Here is a 13,383-nt window from a genome sequence, read left to right on the forward strand (position 1 = left end):
CGCGTTCCTGGCTTAGCTGTCCCGGGCAATAACGAAGCGAGCAGCGTCCTTCAAGGTTTCCGCCTTAGTACCATACCCATCCAGCGCGGCGCAGGCCTCGCCCACCAGCTCTGCTGCACGGGTTTTCGCTGCATCCAGCCCCAGAAGCGAAACAAAGGTTGCTTTGCCCGCATCTGCATCTTTTTGCAGCCGTTTTCCGGCCTTTTCGGCATCGCCCTCAATATCCAAGATGTCATCGGCGATTTGAAAAGCAAGCCCAAGGGCTTGGGCATATTGGCGCAATGGGGTCGGATCAGCCTGCGCCAACCGAGCGCCCGCGCAAGCGGACCATTCGATCAACGCCCCTGTCTTGCCTGCTTGCAGCCGCGTGATTTCGTCCAGCGACAGCGGGGCAGACGCCGTTTCAGCCGCAATATCCAGTGCCTGACCGAGAACCATGCCCTGCGCCCCACTTGCCTTGGCCAGAGTCATCGCCAGTTCGGCGCGAATCTCGGGCTTGCCGACTTCGGGCCGTGTGCAAAGCTCAAACGCCAGGGTCTGCAAAGCATCCCCGGCCAGAACGGCAGTGCCTTCGTCCCATTTCACGTGAACCGTTGGGCGCCCGCGTCGCAGGTCATCGTCATCCATACAGGGCAGGTCATCATGGACGAGAGAATAGGCGTGCAACGCCTCAATCGCGGTCGCGGGCCAGATCGCCTGCGTGGCACTAACGCCATGCAGGCGCGCGCTTTCCAGAACCAGAAACCCCCGCAGACGCTTTCCGCCATCGGTGGCGTAGGCCATGGCCCGCGTCACATCCAGATCGTCAAGCGCCCCCAGAACCAGATCAAAATGGCTCTGAACCCGCGCCGCATCCTGCGCCAGCCTGTCGCGAAACATTTACTGACCTTCGATTGGAGTCGTCCCGGTTGGCTGCCCGCTGGCGTCCAGCGTGATAGCGGCCACTTTTTCCTCAGCGCGCTTCAACTCATCTTCGCAGCGCTTCTTCAAAGCCGCGCCGCGTTCATAGAGGGCAATCGACTGATCCAGCGCCACGTCACCGCGTTCCAATTGGCCTACTACGGCCTCAAGCTCTTTCATCGCCTGTTCAAACGTCATCTGCTCAACGGGGGTATCGGTCATCGTGCTGCCTTCATCAGTTCTTCCACATGGGCGTGTGTCGCCTCGGCCAATGCGTTCAGATCATACCCGCCTTCCAGAGTCGAGACGATACGGCCCTCACAAACCTCATCCGCGATCTTGCACAGCTCGGCGGTGATCCAGGCGAAGTCGCCCGTGGACCAGTTGAGATTAGCCAGTGGATCGTCCTGATGGGCATCAAACCCGGCCGAGATAATGATCAGCTCAGGCTTGAAGGCTCTCAGGCGCGGAAAGGCCTGCGCCTCATAGGCTGCGCGCATCTCGGCTCCACCGCTTGCAGGTGGCAGGGGTATGTTCAGAACCGTGTCGTAAGCCCCGGTTTCATCGGGTCGACCGGAGCCTGGCCATAAGGGCATCTGCTGGCTGGTGATCACAAGCGCGCGTTTCTCGTCCCATAACAGGTCCTGCGTGCCATTGCCGTGATGCACATCGAAATCCACCACCGCGACTCGGTCCAGCCCGTGATGATCCAGAGCATGTTTGGCACCCAAAGCGGCATTGCCGAACAGGCAAAACCCCATCGCCTTATCGGTCTCCGCGTGGTGCCCCGGAGGCCGAATGGCGCAAAACGCATTCGGGACCTCGCCAGACAGCACCAGATCTACCGCCCGAACAACGGCCCCAGCGCCCCGATACGCGGCATCGACCGAGCCTGGAGACATAAACGTATCCCCATCAATCTGCGTATACCCTTCTGCAGGCCGCGCGGCCCGTATATCGCGAATGTAGTCCTCAGGATGTACCCGCAGCAAATCGTCATCCGCCACCATCGGAGCGGTCCTGCGGTCCAGGTCCAATGCCTCCAGCGCATGAAGTATATGCTCTAGCCGCGCCACCCGCTCAGGATGGCCATCGGGGGTGACATGGCCCAGACAATCTGCATGGGTCAACAAGGCCGTCTTCATCGGGATCCCCTCTTCATCTGGCTAAAAATATCCTCGCCGAAGGCATAAAATCGCCGCGCAGCGGCCCGGTCAATCCGGTGCCAGCATATACCCTGCTCCGCGAACGGTTTGCAGGTATCGGGGCTGTTTGGGGTCCTGTTCGATCTTGCGGCGCAACCGTGTGATCTGCACGTCAACTGCCCGTTCCTGCGCCTGCCCCTTGTCACGTCCCAGATCCTCGACCAGTTTCGCGCGGCTGATCGGCTCACCCGGTTTGGCCGAGAAGATCTTCATCAACTGGCTTTCGGTTGCGGTCAGACGCACCGGGTCCTCACCCTGCCACATCTCTCCTCGTTCGATATCATAGCGGATCGGGCCAAGGGTCAGGATTTTCGCTGCCGCATCCTGAGCCGGAGCTTCGGGCATCCGCCGTAGAATGGCGTTGATGCGCAGTAACAGCTCTTTCGGCTCAAACGGTTTGGCCAGATAGTCATCCGCCCCGGCCTCAAGGCCCGCAATCCGATGCTCGGTCTCTCCACGCGCCGTCAGCAAAAGGATGGGGGTGCTGTGGGTCTCGCGCAGCGCTTTGGTCAGGCTTACGCCATCCTCGCCGGGCATCATCACATCCAGAACGATCATGTCAAAGTCCAGCCCGGACAGCACACGGCGCGCATGCGCCGCGTCGCGCGCGGCGGTCACCAGAAACCCGTTCCGCATCAGGAATTTTTTCAGCAGGTCGCGAATGCGCTCGTCATCATCGACGATCAGCAGGTGGGCATCCATATCGCTCATGAGGTCGTATCCCGCAACTTCTTGTAAGCATGACGCATATCAGCATCCATCATTGCTTCAAGTACTTTGCGGAAACCGGCCACGGCTTCGGGCCCCGCATCCTTATATGCGGCTCGCATGCGCGCGCGTTGGGCGTCTGACAATGTTGACTCAAGTGCGCGGCCTTTTTCCGTCAGAAACAGATGCCGCTCGCGCTTGTCGACGGTCCCAACCCGGCTTTCGACCATGCCGTCTTCGATCAGGGTCCGCAGCACCCGGTTCAGGGATTGTTTGGTCACGCCCAGAATGGCCAGCAGGTTGTTGACCGTCGTGCCTGGGGCGCGGTTGATAAAGTGGATCGCGCGGTGATGCGCGCGCCCGTAAGACATGTCCGAGAGGATACGATCCGGATCCGCCGTAAACCCGCGATAGGCGAAAAACATCGCCTCAATCCCCTGCCGCAACTGCTCATCGGTTAGGAATAACAGGCTTTCACCCCTGTAAATCGGGGCGGGGCGGATTTCGGACATATCATGCCTCATGCGTTACTCGGTTTGCAGTTTAAGTCAGCCTTATTGACATTCCAAGGGCAGACAGGTATCGAATCGCAGTTTTTGCGCAAGATTGTGTCCGCTCCGGACCTAACTAGCGCAACATTCGCAAATTCAACCCGGTTCAGGAGGTTTCGCATGGCGGGGTATGATGATCGTGATGGCACCATCTGGTTGGATGGTAAGCTGGTCCCATGGCGCGAGGCCAATGTCCATATCCTGACACATGCGATGCACTACGCCTCGTCCGTGTTCGAGGGTGAGCGCGCCTATAACGGCAAGATCTTCAAGAGCCGGGAACATTCCGAACGCCTGATCGCCTCGGCCGAGGCTCTGGACATGCCGATGCCTTACGATGTGGATCAGATCGAGGCCGCCAAGGAAGAGGCCCTGAAAGCCAGCGGCCTGCAGGACGCATACGTCCGCGCGCTGGTCTGGCGTGGTTCGGGCGAGGATATGGGCGTGGCCTCGGCCAAGAACCCCGTGCGGATGGCTGTCGCCGTCTGGCCGTGGGGGGCCTACTACGGCGACGCCAAGATGCAGGGCGCCAAGCTGGACATCGCCGAATGGAAACGCCCCAGCCCGGAAACCATCCCCGTGCATGCCAAAGCGGCGGGTCTTTACATGATCTGCACCATCTCCAAGCACAAGGCCGAGGCCAAGGGCTGCTCGGATGCGCTGTTCATGGACTGGCGCGGCTATGTGGCCGAGGCCACCGGTGCAAACGTCTTCTTCGTCAAGGATGGTGAGGTCCACACACCGCTGGCGGATTGCTTCCTGAACGGCATTACACGCCAGACCGTGATCCAGATGCTGAAAGACAAAGGCATCACCGTGCATGAACGCCGTATCAAGCCCGAGGAAATGGCTGATTTCGAACAATGCTGGCTGACCGGAACGGCGGCCGAGGTCACTCCGGTTGGGCAGATTGGCGACTACACCTTCGAAGTGGGCGATCTGACCCGCGAAATTGCGGAAGACTACGAGAAACTCGTCCGCGCCTGATAAGACCTGAAACCCCCGCTTCGGCGGGGGTTTTTGTTGCAGGTCGTGCAGAGTGTTTTGCAGATCGTTCAACAGCATGGACCTTGGCGTGCCGCGCTGTATCCTTGTCCTATGTTGGACCTTCTCAGCGATATCCTCACCCGCCTATCCCTGCGCGGTACGTTCTATTTCCGAACCTCCTTCACCCCGCCTTTCGGGATTCAGGTGCCTGGCTTTGAAAACGTGGCCCGGTTTCATTTCGTCCAACGCGGAGAGCTGAAGGTCAACATCCCGGCAACTGGCGAGACTGTGCGTCTGAAACAGGGCGATCTGATCGTGATCCCGCATGGCGCGCAACATGCGCTGCTGTGCAATGAGGTCAGGCCGTTTGACGCCTTGCCATTGGAACAGGTCCTAGATATCGCGGGCTATACCGGTGAAGGCGTTCTGGTCTATGGCGGCGGGGATGAGGAACGCGACACCCAACTGATCTGTGGGCATTTTTCCTTCACGGGACAGGCTGGCCGGAATGGCACCGGTCATATGCTGATCGACCGGCTGCCGCCCTACATCCTGATCCAGAACTACGGACAAGAAGCGGGATCGTGGATCGAGGCCACCCTGCGCATGATCGGCTCAGAAGTGTCCGGCGCGCGGATTGGCGGTGACCTGATTGCTCTGAAACTGTCCGAAGTGCTGTTTGCTCAGGCGATCCGGGCATATTTGGAGCATCAAAGCCCTGACGATGACGCCTTGGCCGGGTTTGCCGACCCACGAATCTCGCGCGCTTTGACCGCGTTCCACCAAGCCCCCGCGCAGGAATGGAGCGTGGCCAGCCTTGCCAACGAGGCAGCGATGTCGCGCACGGCCTTCGCTCAGCTCTTTGCCGAGAAGATGGGAACCACCCCGATGCAATATCTGACGGACTGGAGGATGCAGATCGCCTGCCACGGTCTGACCGAGGGGCGTTGGAACGTGGCCGACGCCGCAGCCGAGGCCGGATATGCATCTGAGGCGGCGTTTTCGCGGGTGTTCAAGAAGCAGGTCGGAGTGTCTCCGGCCGCTTATCGCGAGATGCACTGATCCACCAATACTTCTGAACGATCTGCAATGTTTTGCAAACGATCTGGGCTGCTGCGGTCCCAATGCAGGTCCTATTCTTGATCTGTCTCTGATTGAGGAAAGGAAACCCAGATGTCCCTCCGTTTTGTCACCCGCATTATTCACGCCTATCTCGACTATCCTGTTGCCATTGCGCTGATGATGCTGCCCTTTGTTCTGGGGCTGGGCCAATCCAACCCGCTGGCGCTGTGGCTGTCCGTTGTCACTGGCGTTGCCGCTTTCGTCCTGACGGTACTCACCGACCATCATCTGGGGATCTGGCGGGTGCTGCCTTACAAACTGCATCTGGCCGTGGATCTGGCCGTTGGCGTGACCTTCCTGTTGGCCCCCAGCTTGCTCGGCTTTTCGGGAATCGACGCGCTGTTCTACTGGCTGAACGGGGCCGCTGTTGTCGCAGTGATCTCGCTCAGCGCGCCTGAACAGACCGCAGCGGCCTGAATCCAGTCTATCCCTCACTGCTCAAAGTCGCGCTGTTCTGCGCGGCTTTTCCCTTTTTTAGGCTCTGTTTTTTTGGGAAAAACAATCTCGCTGGCTTGCCCGGTCGTTTTCCCTTGTAAAAACCAACAAAAACAGTCAGAAAAAATCAACGCGAGATGAACCGATCAAGCACATGGTTCCGGGGCGGTCAGCGGGCTCAGCAAGTTCAATCGTGATGGCCTGCCACCGTTCCGGGAACGACCGAGGGCACCGATGCGTACCAGATTTGAAGAGCTTCTATCCGACCCGTGTTGCGCGTCCTGCGATTGCGACGCACTAGCCTCGGATGTCGAGGCCTATCTGGATCGCAAGACCTGCGACGCAGAAAAATGCCGAGAGCTGAACCTGCAGCCCTCGGATGAATTTGTCAAAGAAACACCCAAAGGGGCGCGTGGTTAGTAGTCCACGCCGCGCTGGGCTTTGATTCCGGCCTTGAAAGGGTGCTTTTCTTCGGTCATCTCGGTGACCAGATCGGCATAGTCCCGCAGTTCTTGCGGGGCATCACGTCCCGTCAGGAATACGCTGGTCTCGTCGGAGCGGCCATTCAACCCCTCAATCACACGTTCAACCGACAGGTATTCATAGCGCAGCGCGATGTTGATCTCATCCAGTACGACCAGATCGTAGTCTCCGCTGGCCATCAGGTCGCAAGCCTTGTCGAACGCGGCTGTGGCGGCCGCGATGTCGCGCTCGCGATCCTGAGTGTCCCAGGTAAAGCCTTCGCCCATCGTGTGCCACGTCACCAGATCGCGTTCTTCGAAAAAACGCCGCTCGCCGGTTTTCCATTTACCCTTGATGAACTGAACGACCGCCACCTTCTGCCCCCAGCCAAGCGCACGGATCACCACACCAAAAGCGGCCGAGGATTTGCCTTTACCCTTGCCGGTATTGATCAGCACCAAACCACGGTCAGGGTCGACCGCTTCGGACACTTTCTTGCGGTGCTTGGCCTGCACCTCTTGCATCTTTTCCTTGTGGTCTTGTGCGTCACTCATGCGGAGCCCTCATTGATTGTTGCGCTCAAACTAAGCGAAGTTGGCGAAAGGTAAAGTCACGGTTTGTGGTCGGTCAGAGACCGCGCCTTGCCGCGCTCCAACCCCAGCTGATGTTCGCGCCAAACCACGACCACATTGCCCGCGATCACCAGTGCCGCACCCAGCAAGATCGCCAGCGTCGGCAGCTCATCGAACCAGAAATAGCTGATCGCAATGGCGAACAGCATGGTGGTGTAGTCATAAGGCGCCAGCATCGACGCTTGGCCAAACCGGTAGGACGAGGTGACAAGGATTTGCGCAACCCCACCAATCAGGCCCACAACGACCAACAACAGAGCCTGATCCAGTGTCGGCATGGTCCAACCCCAAAACACGGTCAGCGATGAAAGCAGCGTTGCCGTGATCGAGAAATAGAACACGATGGCGGCGGGGTGGTCGACCTTGACCAATTGCCGGATATGGATTTGCACAAAGGCCCGCGCGATGGTCGCGGCCAGAACGCAAAGGGCGCCAATCGTTGCCGCCACCTCCATCTCGGTGCTGCCAAGCCGGGGCCAAAGCATGATCAGAACCCCCACAAGCCCCAGCATCACCGCACCGATGCGGATCATGCGAATGCGCTCGCCCAACAGCAAGGCGGCCAGGACGAGGGTGAAAATCGGGGTCGCGTAGCCGATGGCGGTGACCTCGGGCAAAGGCAGCAGGCTGAGGCCGGTAAAGGTCAGGCCCATTGCGCTGGTGCCCAGAACACCGCGCCAGAAATGGCCCATGGGTTTCTTGACGACAAAACCCTGCGACAGCTCCCCGCGCCAGATCAGCCAGGCGATGATGACGGGAATCGCCAAGAGAGACCGGAAAAAGACCAGCTCACCCGGTGGAAAATCTTCGGACAACGCTTTGACCAAGGCCGACATCAAAGTGAACAGCATCAAGGCGGTCAATTTCAGGCCCACAGCAAGAGCGGGGCGGTGCGATGTCAAGGATTGTGCCATTGGCCGGGAACCTGCGCTTTTGGCGCGGAAAGATCAACGACGGGATTGTACCAATCAGGGGGAATTCCAGGCGTCGGGGACAGGGTGGCCGATTTCATCCGCGAAGGCCCTGAGGAATTCAAGCATCTGCGCCCGGCGTTCTTGCGCCAGAGCATGGCCCGCCTCGGTCAACATATCGTCGGGCAGGCTCAGCAGCTTTACTTTCCAGTGGTCGATCGAGAAATTCAGGTCGTCCAGATCGCGCGCCTCGGCAAATGGATCCTCGGGGTCATAGAGATCCCGGCCCAATGCACCAGCCACCGCAAAGGTGCGCGCGATACCGATGGCCCCCAGCGCATCAAGCCGATCCGCATCTCGCAGGATGCGGGCTTCGGATGTGCGGGGCGGGATGTTGGCCGAGAAGCTGTGTGCCTCGATCGCATGTTGGGTGGCTTGGATCTGTGCGTCAGAAAAGTCCAATTCCTGCAGAATAGGCTCTGATTCCTGCGCGGATTGGCGTGAGGCCAAGTGGCGGTTCGGGTCGTTCTTTGGCAGGTTGATCAGATCATGTAGATAGCTGGCGGCCAGCAACACAGCCATGTCCGCCTGATCATCCGCAATCGCTTGTGCGTTTCGCCAAACACGGTCCAGATGCGCCAGATCATGGGCTGGATCGGTCTGCATACGCTGAGCGACGATGCCGCGCAGGTGTGTGCGCAGATCAGCCAATTTGTCCACGGTTCTCGCCAATCTGGCCTCTGTGCAGCAGCAGATGGTCAAGGATCACGCAGGCCATCATCGCCTCACCCACCGGCACGGCGCGGATACCGACGCAAGGGTCGTGGCGGCCTTTGGTGATGATCTCAGTTTCCTCACCGGATTTGGTGATCGTCTTGCGCGTGGTCAGAATTGACGAAGTCGGTTTGACGGCAAAGCGCACCACGACATCCTGCCCCGTGGAGATCCCGCCAAGGATGCCACCGGCGTGGTTCGAGCTGTATTGCGGGCCGTTCTGGCCCATGAAAATCTCATCCGCGTTGGCCTCGCCGGTCAGTTCAGCGGCGGCCATGCCTTCGCCGATCTCGACGCCCTTGACTGCGTTGATCGACATCATCGCGGCGGCCAGATCAGTGTCTAACTTGGCGTAAATCGGCGCGCCGAGCCCGGCGGGGACGCCGCGCGCGACGACTTCAATGATCGCGCCGACCGAGTTGCCGGACTTGCGCAGGTCATCCAAATAGGCGGCCCAGTCCTCGGCGGCTTGGGCGTCAGGCGTCCAGAAGGGGTTCTGTTCGATCTGCGACCAGTCGAAATTGGCGCGGTCGATCCTGTGAGGGCCGATCTGGGTCATGTAGCCGGTGATCTGCACATTGGGTGCGAACTGTTTGATCGCCTCGCGCGCCAACCCTCCGGCCGCAACGCGTGAGGCGGTTTCACGGGCCGAGCTGCGCCCTCCACCGCGATAGTCGCGGATGCCGTATTTCTGCCAGTAGGTGATATCGGCATGTCCCGGGCGGAACTTCTCCATGATATCACCGTAGTCTTTCGAGCGCTGGTCGGTGTTCTCGATCATCAACTGAACGGGCGTACCGGTGGTCTGGCCTTCGAACACGCCAGAGAGGATTTTGACCTGATCAGGTTCGCGCCGCTGCGTGGTGAACTTGTTCTGCCCCGGTTTGCGCTTGTCCAGCCAGTGCTGGATCATCGCCTCGTCGATCTTCACGCCCGGAGGGCAGCCGTCGACCGTCGCGCCCAAAGCGGGCCCGTGGCTTTCGCCCCAGGTGGTGACGCGGAAGAGGTGTCCAAAGCTGTTCATCGACATGGGGCGGGCTCCTTTGCGGGGTTGTGATTAGCGGGGAGAGCCTTTGGCCTCAAGCGAATTTGCATTTGATATAGGGGGAGGGGGCTCTGCCCCCGTCGCGCAAGCGCGCCTCCCCCGAGGTATTTTCAAACAGAACAAGGATCAGGTTGCGTTGATCGCCTGGCGGGTTTTTGTGATGTTGAGGGCGGCGGTGGCGGCCTCGCGCCCTTTTTGTACGAAGTGGTCGCGGTAGATGGCGTTGTGGTGGTCGGTTTCCTGATATTGGTGTGGGGTGAGCGAGACCGACAGCACCGGAACGCCGGTGTCGAGGCTTGCGCGCATCAAGCCGTCAACCACGGCTTGGGCCACGAAATCGTGCCGGTAGATGCCTCCATCAACCACGAAGGCAGCGCAGGCGACGGCGGCATAATGGCCGGTTTGTGCCAGATCACGGGCGATCAGGGGCATTTCAAACGCGCCGGGGACGTCGAACACATCCACCTGATCGGCGGGGATGAGTTCCAGAAACCCTTCAAGCGCGCGGTCAACGATATCGGAATGCCAGTTGGCTTTGATAAAAGCATAGCGGGTGTGTGTCATCATGATCTCCTTAGCAAAACAGACACTTCACCCAAGGCGATCACGAGCGGACACGCCGCATCACCGACGTATCTGGCACGTTCTCTTTCATCCGGACTTTAACCGTCGGCTCTGGCCTCTCACCAGATCTGCTGACACCCCTTCGCAAATACGACGAGGTCGCTCGCGGGCTTACGGGTCATCGCCCGCATACCGCCGGTGGGGAATTTCACCCCGCCCTGAGAACGAGGCGGACCTTGCATAGATTGGGCCTCCTCTGCAAGAGATTTGGCAGGAGGAGTCTCATGCACCCTAATCCCGCCTTCCGCGCTGAGGAGATCAGCCGACATATCGCCTTTGCCCGTGATCGCGGTTTTGGCGTTTTGGCCGTGTCGACGGATGCTGCGCCGTTGATCAGTCATGTGCCATTTCTGCTGTCCGAAGATGGCTCGGTGGCTGAGCTGCATCTCGTGCGGTCGAACCCGATTGTCCGGCTTTTGAGGACACCGCAGGCAGCGCGAATCGCGGTTTCTGGTCCGGATAGCTATGTGTCGCCCGATTGGTATGAGGTGAGCGATCAGGTGCCGACATGGAACTATGTCGCCGTTCACCTATCCGGCATTCTGGAATTGCGCCCGGCGGAGGAGATGCGGGATTTGTTGGATCGGCAGTCGGCGTTTTTTGAAGGCCGGCTGCGCCCGAAGCCGCCCTGGCACAGCAGCAAGATGGATGACGACGCGCTGGAGCGGATGATGCGGATGATTCTGCCCTGCCGGATGCGGGTCGAGGATATTCAGGGCACGTGGAAGCTGAACCAGAACAAGCCCGATGACGTTCGTATGCGGGCGGCGGAGCAGGTCGGGAGTTGTGGAATCGGTTCAGAGGTGCAGGCCCTGCAGGAGTTGATGCGCGCTGTAGAGCCCTCAGGGAAATGACGGCTTTTGTTTTCTGCACCCTGTTGTAAGGTCGGCCCAAACAAAGGAGTGCGCGCATGAAACTCTATCACAGTCTGACTTCGCCCTATGTCCGTAAAGTCATGGTCTTGTTGCATGAAACCGAACAGTTAGAGGATGTTGAGTTGGAAACGGTGGCGGGTACGCCAGTGGCCCCGGCCGCGCCCTTGATCGGCAAGGCACCTTTGACCAAGGTTCCGGCGCTGGAGCGCCCCGACGGCCCGACCCTGTTCGACAGTCGTGTGATCTGCGCCTTTCTGGATAACCGCGCCGGGGGGCGGTTTTATCCCGAGGGTGCGCGGCGCTGGGATGTTCTGACGCTTGAGGCGCTGGCAGATGGCATTTTGGATGCGGCGCTGCTGATGACATATGAAAGCCGACTGCGTCCCGAAGACAAACAATGGGATGAATGGGTCGACTCGCAATGGGTCAAGGTCGAACGCGCTTGTGCCGTCCTGAATCAGCGTTGGATGGCGCATCTGTCGGGTCCGCTGGACATGGGACAGGTGGCCGTGGGCTGTGCGCTGGGTTATCTGGATCTGCGCCATGACGCGCGGGGCTGGCGCAAGGGCAATGATGCCCTCGCAACCTGGTTTGCCGAGTTTGACGCGCGTCCGAGCATGGTCGCCACGCGCCCGGTGACGTAGACCTTACTGGCTGAACGTCGCCAGATAGGCGGCGATGTCGTCCGCGCCTTTCTTGAGCTTCACGCTCATATTCGGGCGGGCGGTATCGTCCTGCAGGAACTCTTTGATGAACCCGATCGGGTCCTCGGAGTAGGCGGCGATGTTTTCCTCGGTCCAGACCAGACCTGCGTCACCGGCGCGGATCATGTCGTCGGTGAACATGCCAATTGGCAGGCGTTCGCTGCCATAGCGATAGTCGTTCTCGGATCCGGCGGTGCGGCCCACGACCCCGTATAGGTTGGGGCCTGTGATGCCGCCTTTGACCAGAACCTCGCCATCCTTGATGATCGCGTGGCAGGTCGAGCAGCGGTTGTAGAGTTTTTCGCCTTTGGCGGGGTCTCCGGCCGCGGTGGCTTGGGTCGAAATAGAAATCGTTAACAGAACGGCGGCCAAGTGGGTCTTTGACATGGGGGATCTCCTGATCGGCGTTCGCGCGAAACCGGGCATCAGGTATTCGCGCAATAAGTGCAACAGGAAACAGGCCCGTTCGCGGTGCGAAAAATCGTCTATTTCAGGCATATGATTTGTTGATTAACAAACCCGGTTTCGTATGTCGGATTTTTCAGGTTTTCGCACCAATGCGACACGCTTGTGTTGTCGGCCTAGGTTCGCTGGTCCTGGCCAGATTGGGGTCACAGGGCGCGAATCAAGCGGGGCTGATTCGACGCTTCGTTGAAACATGAGGGCGAGAAACATCAAAAAGACTGCCCCGCGCGATGATAAATTACGCAGATGCGGCGTATTGCGCATTCAACACCGCTGGACGAATACTATTCTGCTCGGTAGAGAATTCCGCTAAGACCCGGCATCCGTGCCGGGTTCCAGCTATTGGCCCGTTCGCACGGGCGCTAGACAATCGGAGAAAACCTCGTGTCCCACGTAGAAGACCACGAAGGCACCCGCAGAGATTTCCTGTACTACGTCGCGGGCGGCGCAGGGGTCGTTGCGACCGGTGCTGCGGTATGGCCCATGATCAATCAGATGAACCCGTCGGCGGATGTGCAGGCTCTGTCCTCGATCCGTACGGATGTAAGCGGGGTTGAGCCGGGTACACAGCTGACGGTCAAGTGGCTGGGTAAACCGGTCTTCATCCGTCACCGCACCGGCGCTGAAATCGCCGAAGCGCAGCAGCAGGACGAAGAAGCGGTAGGTAACCTGCCAGACCCGCTGGCCCGGAACTTCAACATCAACGCCGATGCACCCGCGACCGACGCAAACCGCGTCATGCCATCGCCCGAAGGCGAGGCAGAGGGCGCGTGGATCGTTCAGATGGGCGTTTGTACCCACCTGGGTTGTGTGCCTCTGGGTGATGCCGGCGACTTTGGCGGCTGGTTCTGCCCCTGCCACGGCTCGCACTACGATCTGGCAGGCCGGATCCGCAAAGGCCCCGCGCCAGAGAACCTGCCGATCCCACCGGTCGAGTGGGTCGACGCTTCAACCATTAAACTCGGCTAAGGGAGACCCAACTT

The 13,383-nt window shown here is 59.6% G+C and carries 18 protein-coding genes and 1 riboswitch; of the genes, 7 read left to right on the forward strand and 11 right to left on the reverse strand.

The window, feature by feature from the left end; all coding sequences use genetic code 11:
* Nucleotides 1-12 precede the first annotated feature (12 nt).
* The 5 genes from ACR3FB_RS17535 to ACR3FB_RS17555 all read right to left on the reverse strand — a co-directional run bounded on the left by ACR3FB_RS17535 (nt 13) and on the right by ACR3FB_RS17555 (nt 3,325).
* Nucleotides 13-879 carry a polyprenyl synthetase family protein gene (locus ACR3FB_RS17535; protein ID WP_480566352.1) on the reverse strand — a complete coding sequence of 289 codons (867 nt, stop codon included), beginning with the start codon at nt 877-879 and terminating at the stop codon, nt 13-15.
* A complete protein-coding gene (locus ACR3FB_RS17540; RefSeq protein ID WP_480566353.1) occupies nt 880-1,122 on the reverse strand; it encodes an exodeoxyribonuclease VII small subunit in 243 nt (80 codons plus the stop codon).
* Nucleotides 1,119-2,045: a histone deacetylase family protein gene (locus ACR3FB_RS17545; RefSeq protein ID WP_480566354.1), complete on the reverse strand. Its 927-nt coding sequence runs from the start codon at nt 2,043-2,045 to the stop codon at nt 1,119-1,121. The genes ACR3FB_RS17540 and ACR3FB_RS17545 overlap by 4 nt, the downstream gene beginning before the upstream one ends.
* Before the next feature lie 69 nt (nt 2,046-2,114).
* On the reverse strand, nt 2,115-2,816 hold the full coding sequence (locus ACR3FB_RS17550) for a response regulator (RefSeq protein WP_170379735.1): 702 nt from the start codon (nt 2,814-2,816) through the stop codon (nt 2,115-2,117).
* Nucleotides 2,813-3,325 (reverse strand): MarR family winged helix-turn-helix transcriptional regulator, encoded by a 513-nt coding sequence (locus ACR3FB_RS17555; RefSeq protein ID WP_480566355.1) that lies wholly within the window; start codon nt 3,323-3,325, stop codon nt 2,813-2,815. The genes ACR3FB_RS17550 and ACR3FB_RS17555 overlap by 4 nt, the downstream gene beginning before the upstream one ends.
* Nucleotides 3,326-3,484: 159 nt before the next feature.
* Here ACR3FB_RS17555 and ACR3FB_RS17560 point away from each other — a divergent pair, with 159 nt between their 5' ends.
* The 4 genes from ACR3FB_RS17560 (at nt 3,485) to ACR3FB_RS17575 (ending at nt 6,328) form a co-directional block, all read left to right on the forward strand.
* Nucleotides 3,485-4,351, forward strand: a complete 867-nt coding sequence (locus ACR3FB_RS17560) for a branched-chain amino acid aminotransferase (protein ID WP_170379731.1) — start codon at nt 3,485-3,487, stop codon at nt 4,349-4,351.
* Between the two features lie 111 nt (nt 4,352-4,462).
* A complete protein-coding gene (locus ACR3FB_RS17565) occupies nt 4,463-5,413 on the forward strand; it encodes an AraC family transcriptional regulator (protein WP_480526932.1) in 951 nt (316 codons plus the stop codon).
* Between the two features lie 111 nt (nt 5,414-5,524).
* Nucleotides 5,525-5,890, forward strand: coding sequence for an SPW repeat domain-containing protein (locus ACR3FB_RS17570; protein ID WP_480566356.1), 366 nt, complete (start codon nt 5,525-5,527; stop codon nt 5,888-5,890).
* Nucleotides 5,891-6,142: 252 nt separating this feature from the next.
* Nucleotides 6,143-6,328 carry a hypothetical protein gene (locus tag ACR3FB_RS17575; RefSeq protein WP_480566358.1) on the forward strand — a complete coding sequence of 62 codons (186 nt, stop codon included), beginning with the start codon at nt 6,143-6,145 and terminating at the stop codon, nt 6,326-6,328.
* Here the strand turns inward: ACR3FB_RS17575 and cobO are convergent.
* The 5 genes from cobO to ACR3FB_RS17600 all read right to left on the reverse strand — a co-directional run bounded on the left by cobO (nt 6,325) and on the right by ACR3FB_RS17600 (nt 10,296).
* Nucleotides 6,325-6,924 carry a cob(I)yrinic acid a,c-diamide adenosyltransferase gene (gene cobO / locus ACR3FB_RS17580; RefSeq protein WP_480566359.1) on the reverse strand — a complete coding sequence of 200 codons (600 nt, stop codon included), beginning with the start codon at nt 6,922-6,924 and terminating at the stop codon, nt 6,325-6,327. The genes ACR3FB_RS17575 and cobO overlap by 4 nt on opposite strands.
* 56 nt (nt 6,925-6,980) lie before the next feature.
* Entirely contained in the window at nt 6,981-7,916 is a 936-nt protein-coding gene (locus tag ACR3FB_RS17585; protein ID WP_170640659.1) for a DMT family transporter, read from the reverse strand.
* Nucleotides 7,917-7,970: 54 nt separating this feature from the next.
* The gene (locus ACR3FB_RS17590; RefSeq protein ID WP_480566361.1) at nt 7,971-8,633 is read right to left on the reverse strand and encodes an HD domain-containing protein; all 663 of its coding nucleotides are present in this window, start codon (nt 8,631-8,633) and stop codon (nt 7,971-7,973) included.
* Entirely contained in the window at nt 8,617-9,717 is a 1,101-nt protein-coding gene (gene aroC, locus ACR3FB_RS17595) for a chorismate synthase (RefSeq protein ID WP_480566363.1), read from the reverse strand. The genes ACR3FB_RS17590 and aroC overlap by 17 nt, the downstream gene beginning before the upstream one ends.
* Before the next feature lie 141 nt (nt 9,718-9,858).
* Complete coding sequence (locus ACR3FB_RS17600) at nt 9,859-10,296, reverse strand: 6,7-dimethyl-8-ribityllumazine synthase (RefSeq protein WP_480566365.1); 438 nt, start codon at nt 10,294-10,296, stop codon at nt 9,859-9,861.
* Between the two features lie 75 nt (nt 10,297-10,371).
* Nucleotides 10,372-10,526, reverse strand: a riboswitch (FMN riboswitch).
* Nucleotides 10,527-10,580: 54 nt separating this feature from the next.
* Between ACR3FB_RS17600 and ACR3FB_RS17605 the strand changes: the two genes are divergently transcribed.
* Together ACR3FB_RS17605 and ACR3FB_RS17610 are read left to right on the forward strand one after the other, a co-directional pair.
* Complete coding sequence (locus ACR3FB_RS17605; RefSeq protein ID WP_480566367.1) at nt 10,581-11,210, forward strand: FMN-binding negative transcriptional regulator; 630 nt, start codon at nt 10,581-10,583, stop codon at nt 11,208-11,210.
* Nucleotides 11,211-11,266: 56 nt separating this feature from the next.
* On the forward strand, nt 11,267-11,875 hold the full coding sequence (locus ACR3FB_RS17610; RefSeq protein WP_480566369.1) for a glutathione S-transferase: 609 nt from the start codon (nt 11,267-11,269) through the stop codon (nt 11,873-11,875).
* A 3-nt stretch (nt 11,876-11,878) separates the two neighbouring features.
* Here the strand turns inward: ACR3FB_RS17610 and ACR3FB_RS17615 are convergent, their stop codons facing one another.
* Nucleotides 11,879-12,322, reverse strand: a complete 444-nt coding sequence (locus ACR3FB_RS17615; RefSeq protein WP_170767939.1) for a cytochrome c family protein — start codon at nt 12,320-12,322, stop codon at nt 11,879-11,881.
* A 462-nt stretch (nt 12,323-12,784) separates the two neighbouring features.
* On the opposite strand from ACR3FB_RS17615, the gene petA reads away from it, so the two are divergent.
* The gene (gene petA / locus ACR3FB_RS17620; protein ID WP_170379708.1) at nt 12,785-13,369 is read left to right on the forward strand and encodes a ubiquinol-cytochrome c reductase iron-sulfur subunit; all 585 of its coding nucleotides are present in this window, start codon (nt 12,785-12,787) and stop codon (nt 13,367-13,369) included.
* The last annotated feature ends 14 nt before the right edge of the window (nt 13,370-13,383 follow it).

This window comes from Ruegeria sp. AO1 (genome assembly GCF_056535985.1).

What these genes read in the sequence shown, in the direction of transcription:
- cobO (WP_480566359.1), bottom strand. Translation starts at nt 6,924, where the DNA reads ATGAGTGACGCACAAGACCACAAGGAAAAGATGCAAGAGGTGCAGGCC.
- ACR3FB_RS17555 (WP_480566355.1), bottom strand. Translation starts at nt 3,325, where the DNA reads ATGTCCGAAATCCGCCCCGCCCCGATTTACAGGGGTGAAAGCCTGTTA.
- ACR3FB_RS17615 (WP_170767939.1), bottom strand. Translation starts at nt 12,322, where the DNA reads ATGTCAAAGACCCACTTGGCCGCCGTTCTGTTAACGATTTCTATTTCG.
- ACR3FB_RS17575 (WP_480566358.1), top strand. Translation starts at nt 6,143, where the DNA reads ATGCGTACCAGATTTGAAGAGCTTCTATCCGACCCGTGTTGCGCGTCC.
- ACR3FB_RS17585 (WP_170640659.1), bottom strand. Translation starts at nt 7,916, where the DNA reads ATGGCACAATCCTTGACATCGCACCGCCCCGCTCTTGCTGTGGGCCTG.
- ACR3FB_RS17570 (WP_480566356.1), top strand. Translation starts at nt 5,525, where the DNA reads ATGTCCCTCCGTTTTGTCACCCGCATTATTCACGCCTATCTCGACTAT.
- ACR3FB_RS17605 (WP_480566367.1), top strand. Translation starts at nt 10,581, where the DNA reads ATGCACCCTAATCCCGCCTTCCGCGCTGAGGAGATCAGCCGACATATC.
- ACR3FB_RS17565 (WP_480526932.1), top strand. Translation starts at nt 4,463, where the DNA reads ATGTTGGACCTTCTCAGCGATATCCTCACCCGCCTATCCCTGCGCGGT.
- ACR3FB_RS17550 (WP_170379735.1), bottom strand. Translation starts at nt 2,816, where the DNA reads ATGAGCGATATGGATGCCCACCTGCTGATCGTCGATGATGACGAGCGC.
- ACR3FB_RS17535 (WP_480566352.1), bottom strand. Translation starts at nt 879, where the DNA reads ATGTTTCGCGACAGGCTGGCGCAGGATGCGGCGCGGGTTCAGAGCCAT.
- ACR3FB_RS17545 (WP_480566354.1), bottom strand. Translation starts at nt 2,045, where the DNA reads ATGAAGACGGCCTTGTTGACCCATGCAGATTGTCTGGGCCATGTCACC.
- ACR3FB_RS17560 (WP_170379731.1), top strand. Translation starts at nt 3,485, where the DNA reads ATGGCGGGGTATGATGATCGTGATGGCACCATCTGGTTGGATGGTAAG.
- ACR3FB_RS17610 (WP_480566369.1), top strand. Translation starts at nt 11,267, where the DNA reads ATGAAACTCTATCACAGTCTGACTTCGCCCTATGTCCGTAAAGTCATG.
- ACR3FB_RS17540 (WP_480566353.1), bottom strand. Translation starts at nt 1,122, where the DNA reads ATGACCGATACCCCCGTTGAGCAGATGACGTTTGAACAGGCGATGAAA.
- aroC (WP_480566363.1), bottom strand. Translation starts at nt 9,717, where the DNA reads ATGTCGATGAACAGCTTTGGACACCTCTTCCGCGTCACCACCTGGGGC.
- ACR3FB_RS17600 (WP_480566365.1), bottom strand. Translation starts at nt 10,296, where the DNA reads ATGACACACACCCGCTATGCTTTTATCAAAGCCAACTGGCATTCCGAT.